The following is a 9,126-nucleotide window of genomic DNA, read 5'->3' as shown; positions in this document are numbered from 1 at the left end:
CGCGACCGGACTGGACAAGGACTGGAACGCCGTCACCGCCGGCCTCACCCTCGACTGGAACTCCGGCATGGCCGAAGGCACCGTAAACAAGATCAAAATGCTCAAACGCCAGACCTACGGCCGCGCCAGCCTCGCACTCCTCCGCAAACGAGCCCTACTCACCTGACAACGCTCACCGACCGTCACCGCATCACGAAAATCTTGCAAGAGCCCAGATTCCGGCACCCACAGGCACCTACAACGCCGGTCCAGGCCGCATCCTCGTTTTCCGGTCCCGCGAACAATTCTGGCTCCCGGCTCACGGCAGATTCCCTGCTCGCCACCACCCCTGTAATCAACTCCGTCTGCTTCATTGACATCTCACTCAGAAGGCCCACCTTTGGGAGCGCTCCCATAGCAGCCTTGCAACTGGAAGGAGTCCCCCCACATGCGCAAAAAGAGTCCGTTAATCGGGCGTTCGCGGGCGTCCCTCCGCCGGCCTCTCCAGGCGCTCGTCATGCTGTTCGCCGTGGCCGTCGGCGCCCTCGCCTGGTCGACCCCCGCCCAGGCTCACGGCACCGTCGTCGGCCCCGCCACCCGCGCGTACCAGTGCTGGAAGACGTGGGGCAACGACCACATGAACCCGGCGATGCAGACCCAAGACCCCATGTGTTGGCAGGCCTTCCAGGCCAACCCCGACACCATGTGGAACTGGATGAGCGCGCTCCGCGACGGCCTCGGAGGCCAGTTCCAGGCACGGACCCCCGACGGGACACTCTGCAGCAACAACCTCTCGAGGAACGCCAGCCTGGACAAGCCCGGACCGTGGAAGACCACCACCATCGGCAATAACTTCTCGGTCCACCTGTACGACCAGGCGTCCCACGGTGCCGACTACTTCAAGGTCTACGTGAGCAAGCAGGGCTTCAACCCCATGACCCAGACCCTGGGCTGGAGCAACCTCGACTTCATCACGCAGACCGGCCGCTTCGCCCCGGCACAGGACATCACGTTCCCCGTCCAGACCTCCGGCTACACCGGACACCACATCCTGTTCGTGATCTGGCAGGCCTCGCACCTCGACCAGGCCTACATGTGGTGCAGCGACGTGAACTTCGGCTGAGCCGCAAAGCACCACACACGGCACCGGCCTCTGTCGGGCGCCGGTAACCCGCCGCCCGGCCGACCGAGCCCCGTGGGGGCAGGGGCCCCAATTGGTCACCCTGCCCCGACGGGGCTTCCTGCGTTCCTCACTCGACTCTTAGTTGTACCCCTGGCAGTGGACCCCCGCCGATGGCGAGGCGTTCATTGTCCACCTTCGCAGCGGGTCCAAGCCGATCCAGTTGTCTACGGCTCGGTCTTACGAGGTGGTGATCGAGTTGTTCGTGGAGTACTTGCTGGACCGCCGGTACGGGTGGGTTGAGATCTGCCAGGAACGGTTCGGCCTGTCACCGCAGGTGATCTTTCATGAGGGCAACTCTGTTCTGCACTCGGTGGAGTACGAGGGCGATCCCCGGCGTCGGCCTCTGACTTACGACGAGGTCCAGGCGCTGTTTGACGCCGCCGATGCCCGGCCTCGACGAATTCACGGGCAGGGCCGCAAGGGCACGCTCACCGCGCTACGCGATGCTGCCGCACTCAAGACGATCTACGCCTACGGCACCCGGCGGACCGAGCCCTCGAAAGTCGATCTGGTGGATCTGCGACGGCACAGGAAGGCGCCGCAGTTCGGGCAGGCCGGCAGCATGACCGTCCGGTACGGCAAGTCCTCCAAGGGGACACCGCCGAAGCGACGGACCGTGCTTCTGGTCCCTGAGATGGACTGGGTAGTCGACGTCCTCGACGAGTGGGTGCACGAGATTCGCCCGCGGCTCTCGCCGGACCGGCACCCGGCCTTGTGGGTGACCGAGCGGGCCGGACGGATGTCTCCCCGCTCGATCAACGAGGCGTTCGTGACGGCACGCCAGGACTGCGCTTGCCGAATACCTCGTCCGTGCAGGTCACGCGGCATGTTTGTATGCGTGGAGGATGCCGCCAAGGCGGTCGTGGCGTCGTATGTCGAGGTGGCTTAGCTTGTCCGGATCGTCGATTGGTGTCGGCAGTGGGTGTAGTGGCCGGGTGTTTGCTATGCCCTGGTGCGGTCGGTGTGTGTTGTAGAACTGCTCGAACTCTCGCAGGGCGTGGAGGAGGTGGTGCTGGTTCCAGATCAAGGTCCGGTCCAGGAGTTCGTGTCTGCAGGTCTGCACCCACCTTTCCATGATCGAGTTCATTCTCGGCATCTGGATGCCGGTGGGGACGACCTCGATCCCCGCGTCTTTGAGAACGTCATCGAACAATCCGGACGTCGGTGTCGAGGATGACCGGTTGCATCGTGGTGGCTGTCAGGCGACGTCTCGGTGGCGCTCGGCGTGAGTGAAGGCAAGGAACTCATCCAGTTCCTCATCGGACTCGAAGGTGTCCGCCGCGAGGTCGTCCAGGGATCGGATCGGCTGGGTGTTCCTGGCCGCCAGCAGTTCCTCGACGGACAGGTGAGGGCGAACCGGGGGGTAGGCAGGAAGCCCTGCGTCAGGTGTGGTCACTGATACCTCCACCGGTGGTGTCGTGGAATCCTGGTGGTCAGCATACGGCGTCGCGGCGAGCGTCGGCACCGGCTTCACCCCGAGGTGCCGACTTGTACATACGTTCGCTGTCGGGGGTGTCGCGTCGGTCTCTGGAAGGGCGGGGCGCCTTCGTTTCGCGCTGTGGCGTCCGGAGGACTGCGTCGGCAAGAACTTGTTCGACGAGCACCCGAGACCGCCCGGTTAGGGAGCGGCGACGAGGGGCCTTTTACGGTCGGCTATAGCTCGCGAAGCGACGCGTACGGCCGGTTACTGTATTGAGTAGATTGATTGCGGAGAGTTGTCACTGGGCTGGGGGTCAAGGGGGCGCAGGTTCAAATCCTGTCGTCCCGACCAGCATCATCGCAGGTCGGAGGCCGTTTCCGCAGGTAGCGGAGGCGGCCTTAACCATGTCCGGGCTGGGAGCAAGTGGGAGCCCTCTGGGAGCCCTCGTGCTCCCAACTCGCAGACGTGTCAACGGTGCCCGATTCGTCCGTCACCCGATCCGGTAGACCTACCGCGCCGTACCGCGCCCCTGTACGCCGTCGTCAACCAGGGGCCCCCGACGTCACCCCATCGATTCGGATGCTCTCTGCATCGAGAGGTATAAGGACCCCTTGTCGGCTCTCGAGCACCTTTCGCGGTGGGAGCACGATGTCGTGCTCCCCATGCGACAGGGGTAGGGGAGACTGCTGATGATCCCTGTGGGCAGGTTTCCGCAGGCAGTCCGTTCGTGGGGCTTTCGGTCGCGGTGGACGGCCTGCGTCAAGGGGCGGTAAAGCCCCTTGTCGTCCGCCGGCAGATGGGGCACTCCCAGGGTGTGAGTGCTGTATCCGGTTCTGGAGCGCCGTAACGAGACAGCCTTACGGGGCCTTGTCGGAATAAATAGTGTGCCAAGCGGGTGGAAGTGATGGCGCCGATGAGTGCAAGTGCTGGGTCAGTGGTCGGGGGAGACCGCATACCGGCACTGTCGCGTTATTGGGGCGTGGGTGTCTGACGGCGTGTCGGGGCCTGGTGGGCCCGGATGCCGGCCTTGCGGGTGCCGATAAATCATCCGTGCAGTTCACGCCGCGTGCTGGTATTCGTGGAGGGTTCCGCCGAGTCGGTCTGGTCTGTGGACTGCCAGGTGGGCGAGTTGGGCTTGTTGGGTGATGGGCGTGGGTAGCGGGCGGCAGGGGGCGGCTTGTTCCAGGGCCCTGTGCGGGCGGTGCTCGTTGTAGAAGGATCGTACTCGCGCAGGGCGTGGAGGAGGTGGCGCTGGTTCCAGATCAAGGTCCGGTCCAGGAGTTCCCTGCGGCAGGTCTGTATCCACCACTCCATGAGTGAATTCATCCGTGGTATCCGAATGCCGGTGGTGACGACCTTGAGACCGGCATCGGTCATCAGGGCATCGAAGGCGGCGGTGAACTTGGAATCGCGGTCGCGGATGAGGAAGTTCGCCTTGCCGTCCGCGTCCTCGAGGTCCATGAGGAGATTGCGTCCGAGCTGCACGATCCACTCGTGGCGCCGAGGACCCGGATGCGACGGGTGGTGTGCTCGATGACGGCGAAGACGTACAGGCGCGCTCCGGTCAGCGTGCGGACTTCGAACAGATCGTAGGCGAGAATGGCCTTGGCCTGGCTGCGGAGGAAGTCGGCCCAGGTGGTGCTCTGCCGCTTGGGTGCGGGTGGGATGCCGTGCTCGCGGAGGATCTCCCATACGGTGGAGGCGGCGACCTTGATCCCCAGGGCTGCGAGTTCGCCGTGGATCCGTCGATACCCTCACGAGGCATTCTCCCTGGCCAGGCGCAGGACCAGGGCGCGGATCGACCGGATGGTGCGTGGGCGTCCGCGTCGCTTGGGCACGCAGGTTGCGGCATGGCGCCGCCGAAGTAGTTCACGGTGCCAGCGCAACACTGTGTCGGGGCGGACCAGGAGCAGAAGGCGCCGCAGTCTGTCTTTGGGGAGGTGGTGGAGCAGGCCCGCGAGGATGGCGCGGTCGCTGTCGGTGAGGGTCGGCTTGCCGACCTGGCGCTGTAGGACCAGCAGTTGGTGCCGGAGTACGAGGATCTCGATGTCCTTGTCTCTGTCGCGCATCGGCAGGAGGCGTAGGAACGCCAGGGCGTTGGTCGCGGCGAGGTAGGCCAGGCGCAGCAGCACGACAGATCATGATGCCGCCCCGGCCCTTTGCGGGTGAAGGCACTTGGGGCGAATGTCGAGGAGAACCGAAGATCCGTGATCAGGCTCCCGACCTGCGTGGATGATTTATCGGCACCCGCAGAGTCGGTTCTTCGACAGGTACGCCTGCCTGGCCGGCTGGCGGACTGATCTCGGCCCAGACGCCCTCGGCGGGGCTTGAAGGGTGTCTTTATTGCCGTACGGTGGTTGACCTGGGGCTTTGCGCTCGCGCAAGTGTGGGCATGATCAGTGATTGTGGGTCTGCGACTGCTCTATCTGATCTTCTGCCGCCTGCTGGGCTGCTTCCTGGTGCTGGGCCGGTCGGCCGCCACGAACAACGCCGAGATCCTTGCCCTTCGTCATGAGGTCGCTGTGGGCCGCAGGCAGGTAGAGCGGCCGCGGCTGTCATGGGCCGATCGTGCCGTGCTCTCCGCTCTCGCACGGCACCTGCCACCCGTCTTACGTCGCCATCGGCTGGCTACCCCGGGCACGCTGCTGAACCGGCACCGTCGTCTGGTGCGCTAGAAGTGGCGCCAGACGGCGGTCGGATCCGGTCGTCCGCCGTTGCCGGAAGAGACAGTCGCGCTCATCCAGCGCCTGGCGAGAGAGAACCCGATCTGGGGATACGTCAGGATCCAGGGTGAGCTGCGGCGGCTTGGCCATAGGGTTGCCGCCGCCACGATCCGGCGCGTTCTGCGTCGCTCCGGTCTGCCGCCCGCACCGCAGCGAGCAAGCCAGCAGACCTGGCACTCCTTCTTCCGCGCCCAGGCCCACACGCTGCTCGCCTGCGACTTCATGCACGTGGACCTCGAGGACAGAGCCGGGCGCTTCCGATTCCTCATCCGTGACCGGGACAACACGTTCACCGCCGCGTCGGACGCCGTCTTCGCCGGCAACGGCACAGCCGTCATGTCCGGCTTCTCCTGGGGCTCCTGGTGGCGGTGGTGCGGACCACCGTCGACTCTGGCCCGCAGTCACCACGGTGACCGTCGTCCCCTTGCTCCCGAGCCTCACCGGTCTCATGGCTTCCGTTCGGGAACGGTCACAGTGACCGTTCCTGGAGACGTCAACTGCATCCGTGACGAGGTGACAGTCCTCGTAGCGGCCATCAGTGTATGGCTAACTGACCTATTTTTCTGTAGAATGTACTGCTGAATATGATCTTAAAAGGGTAAATTTTCCCCATGTGTATGGACGAGGCCATCGCCTCACGGCTGCGTGTGATCACCGAGGCGGGTGACGGGCTGCAAGGATCCGATCTGCTCGCATTCGTGCTCGACCACGCCGTGACGGAGACCGGCGGTCTCGGCGGTATGGCCCATCTGCGCGGCCCCGGCGCCCGCACGCTCCAGCTCGCGGCGGTGCACGGGCTGATCCGTACGGTCGCCGGGGACTGGGAGGCGGTCGAGCCGGCCGGCACCAGCGCCCCGGCCCGCGCGGTGGCCCACCGCACACCGGTATGGACGCCGGGCCCTGGCGTCGAGGGTGGCACGGGCCCGGCGCTGCCCGCCGGAAGCGGGCTGCTGGCGGTTCCGTTGATCACCCCGGAGAAGGTCACCGGCGCGCTGTCGGTGCTGACGGCCCCGGCCGCGCCGCCTACACCGGAGCGGCGGGCAGCCGTCGAGGCGCTGGCCGCATGGGCCGTCCCGCGACTGCGGGACGACCTTCTTGACCTGGACCGGGGCGGCGCCAGCCCTTCGATGGCGGATGAGCAGGTGAGCCGGGCGCTATGGCATATGAGCGACGCGTTCTTCGCAGTCGACAGCGAATGGCGCGTCACCTTCGTCAACGGCGAGGCGGAGCGGCTGCTCGGCTCTTCGCGGGCGACTCTCGGCCGGACGCTTTGGGACGCCTTCAGGCGACTGAGCATCGACGACGCGGAGCCGGGTCTGCGGAGCCGCTACCGGCGGGCCGCCGAGGGCGGTGCCCCGGTCGGGTTCGAGGTGCGCTGGCCCACCAATCAGCGCTGGTACTACATGCGGCTGGTCCCGGTGCCGAACGGTCTCACGGTCTACGCTGCCGATATCACCGAGAGCCGGGCGCGTGAGGCGGAGCGGGCCGCGGCCGAGCGCGCGGCGGCCGGGCGCTCTGCGCGGATCGGCGAGCTGACCGACGCCCTCGCACAGGCGCTGACGATGCGCGACGTGGTGAACGCCATCGCCGACCGGGTGCTGCCGCCGTTCGGAGCCTCGGGGGTAGTGGTGCAGCTCATCGAAGGCAGCGCGATCCGGGTCGCCGGGGCCGTCGGCTATCCGCAGCCCTTCCTGGAGTCGATCGACGGGACACCGATCGACGAGATATCGCCGGTCGCGGAGGTGTACCAGACCGGGGCGCCGGCCTTCATCGAGTCGGTGGAGGAGTACACCGCGCGCTATCCCAGAATGGTCGGGCGGCCCGCCGCGGCGCGCAAGCAGGCATGGGCCTTTCTGCCGCTGATCGTCTCCGGCCGGAACATCGGCTGCTCGGTGGTCGCCTTCGCCGAACCGCGCCGGCTCGACGCGGAGGAAAGGGCCCTGCTCACCGCGCTCAGCGGGCTGATGGGACAGGCCATCGAGCGCGCCCGGCTGTACGACATGGAGCACACCCGGGCCAAGGAGCTTCAGCGGGGGTTGCTGCCACGCGTCCTGCCCTCGCTGTCCTCGGTCACCACCGCCGCGCGCTATCTGCCCGCCAGCGAGGGCATCGATGTGGGCGGCGACTGGTACGACGTGATCCCGCTGTCCGGCGCCCGGGTGGCCCTGGTCATCGGCGATGTGATGGGACACGGGCTGTCCGAGGCTGCCACCATGGGTCGGCTGCGCACCGCCGTGCACACGCTGGCGGATCTGGAGTTTCCGCCCGCCGAATTGCTCATCCGCCTCAACGACCTGGTGAGCGACCTGGGGGACGACTTCTACGCGACCTGCCTGTACGCCGTGTACGACCCGGCCGCCGCGACCTGTGTCTTCGCCAGCGCCGGACATCCGCCGCCAGCCGTGGTACGCCCCGGCCACCCGGTCCGGTTCCCCGGCAGCGCCCCCGATCCACCGCTGGGTACGGCCCGGCCACCGTTCGGGACCACCGAGGTGAGCGTGGAGGAGGGCAGTCTGCTGGTGCTGTACACCGATGGTCTGGTGGAATCCGCCACCCGGGACATCGACCGTGGGATGCGGCACCTGGCGAGCGCGCTGGCCGGCGCGACCCGCGCACCCGGTTCGGGGGACGCCCGGCCCGACGGGCGGAGCGAGAACGCGTGGCTGGAGCGGCTGTGCGACGACGTGCTGGCCGAGTTGCTGCCGGAGAAGCAGCTCACTGCCGATGACGCGGCGCTGCTCATCGCCCGCACCCATGCTCTCGCCTCAGACCACATCGCCGACTGGCCGCTGTCCGAGGGTCCGATCGCCGCGGGGGAGGCGCGCGACCACGTCCGCGACCAGCTGACCCGCTGGGAACTGGCTCCGCTCACCCCCATCTCGGAGCTGCTGGTCAGCGAGCTGGTCGCGAACGCGGTCCGGCACGGCAGGGGTCCGATCGGGCTGCGGCTGCTGCGCGGTGAGGTGCTGATCTGCGAGGTGACCGACGGCTCTTTGACCACACCCCGGATCCGCCATGCCTCGGAGACCGACGAGGGCGGACGCGGGCTCCAACTGGTCTCGTCCCTCTCCCAGCGCTGGGGCACCCGCTACACCTCCACTGGCAAGTGCATCTGGACCGAACAGCCACTCCCCTGACGCCCGCATCCGCACACCGGCCCACGCCGTCAACGGACAACCATCCGGGCCGGAGGCACGCCCCGAGCGGGCCAGCCCCGAGGGGCGGCAGGAACCTCACGAGCCATCCAACCCAGCGTCCTACGGCACGTTACGAGCGGCCAACCCGACCGCGCACCGCTACAGCCAATACAAGTCGGGAACCTCACGACTTCGACAGTTGAGGAGCAAGCCGGTGCGATGACGCCAAGGTGTGCCGTGGCCCTGCTCCAGGCACCCGCCCCCACGATGGCGGAGCTCCTGGACTCCTGGGTGAACGCGCTCGGAGCCTCGCCCGAGCCCGGCAGCGCCCGGCCGGCTGACTCAACCTGCTCGACGGGTCCGGCTTGGCTGGACGTGGGACTGGAGTCGGTCTGGGTGATCGCCCCGGCGGGGACTCGCTGCTGACCAAGCTGGTTGTCATCTGGGCCATTCGTACCCGGGTGCTGAAGCGGGCGGCCCCGGCGACTCCCCGGGTGCTGAAGACCGCGGGCTGATGGCGTCGGTGAGTCAGGCGTCCGTGCCGCCGCGCGGGGCCCACCGGGCGACCACTGTCACCGCTTGCTCGATCTTGTCGGCGGCGGCTGAACCGTGACCCATTTTGGACGGTTGAGTTTGGACCCTTTCGCGTCGTCGGTGGTCTTGTTCAGTCTTTGTCGGTGGCAG

At 67.1% G+C, this 9,126-nt stretch carries 7 protein-coding genes and 1 pseudogene; 5 read left to right on the top strand and 3 right to left on the bottom strand.

What is annotated here, in order from left to right:
* Window positions 1–496 precede the first annotated feature (496 nt).
* A complete protein-coding gene (locus tag ACH4U7_RS52845) occupies window positions 497–1,102 on the top strand; it encodes a lytic polysaccharide monooxygenase (RefSeq protein WP_398534889.1) in 606 nt (201 codons plus the stop codon).
* Between the two features lie 244 nt (window positions 1,103–1,346).
* Window positions 1,347–2,051, top strand: a complete 705-nt coding sequence (locus ACH4U7_RS52840) for a hypothetical protein (protein ID WP_398534888.1) — start codon at window positions 1,347–1,349, stop codon at window positions 2,049–2,051.
* On the opposite strand, the gene ACH4U7_RS52835 is transcribed toward ACH4U7_RS52840, so the two are convergent.
* From ACH4U7_RS52835 to ACH4U7_RS52825, 3 genes and pseudogenes are all read right to left on the bottom strand, one after another.
* The gene (locus tag ACH4U7_RS52835; protein ID WP_398534887.1) at window positions 1,980–2,315 is read right to left on the bottom strand and encodes an integrase core domain-containing protein; all 336 of its coding nucleotides are present in this window, start codon (window positions 2,313–2,315) and stop codon (window positions 1,980–1,982) included. The genes ACH4U7_RS52840 and ACH4U7_RS52835 overlap by 72 nt on opposite strands.
* A gap of 45 nt (window positions 2,316–2,360) precedes the next feature.
* Window positions 2,361–2,558 (bottom strand): hypothetical protein, encoded by a 198-nt coding sequence (locus ACH4U7_RS52830; protein WP_358709146.1) that lies wholly within the window; start codon window positions 2,556–2,558, stop codon window positions 2,361–2,363.
* A 1,081-nt stretch (window positions 2,559–3,639) separates the two neighbouring features.
* A pseudogene (locus ACH4U7_RS52825) lies at window positions 3,640–4,714 on the bottom strand (integrase core domain-containing protein).
* Between the two features lie 273 nt (window positions 4,715–4,987).
* Between ACH4U7_RS52825 and ACH4U7_RS52820 the strand changes: the two are divergent.
* The 3 genes from ACH4U7_RS52820 to ACH4U7_RS52810 are packed head-to-tail and all read left to right on the top strand — an operon-like array spanning window position 4,988 to window position 8,442.
* Window positions 4,988–5,257 carry an integrase gene (locus tag ACH4U7_RS52820; RefSeq protein ID WP_398534886.1) on the top strand — a complete coding sequence of 90 codons (270 nt, stop codon included), beginning with the start codon at window positions 4,988–4,990 and terminating at the stop codon, window positions 5,255–5,257.
* A 39-nt stretch (window positions 5,258–5,296) separates the two neighbouring features.
* A complete protein-coding gene (locus ACH4U7_RS52815; RefSeq protein WP_398534885.1) occupies window positions 5,297–5,887 on the top strand; it encodes an IS3 family transposase in 591 nt (196 codons plus the stop codon).
* Window positions 5,888–5,916: 29 nt separating this feature from the next.
* Window positions 5,917–8,442, top strand: coding sequence for a SpoIIE family protein phosphatase (locus ACH4U7_RS52810; RefSeq protein ID WP_398534884.1), 2,526 nt, complete (start codon window positions 5,917–5,919; stop codon window positions 8,440–8,442).
* Window positions 8,443–9,126 lie beyond the last annotated feature (684 nt).

The sequence above is a fragment of the Streptomyces sp. NPDC020845 genome (assembly GCF_044334165.1).
In the GTDB taxonomy this organism is placed as follows: domain Bacteria; phylum Actinomycetota; class Actinomycetes; order Streptomycetales; family Streptomycetaceae; genus Streptomyces.
Note: the sequence above shows the minus strand (reverse complement) of the source record. Positions and strands in the feature narration are given on the sequence as shown.

What these genes read in the sequence shown, in the direction of transcription:
- ACH4U7_RS52810 (WP_398534884.1), top strand. Translation starts at nt 5,917, where the DNA reads ATGTGTATGGACGAGGCCATCGCCTCACGGCTGCGTGTGATCACCGAG.
- ACH4U7_RS52845 (WP_398534889.1), top strand. Translation starts at nt 497, where the DNA reads ATGCTGTTCGCCGTGGCCGTCGGCGCCCTCGCCTGGTCGACCCCCGCC.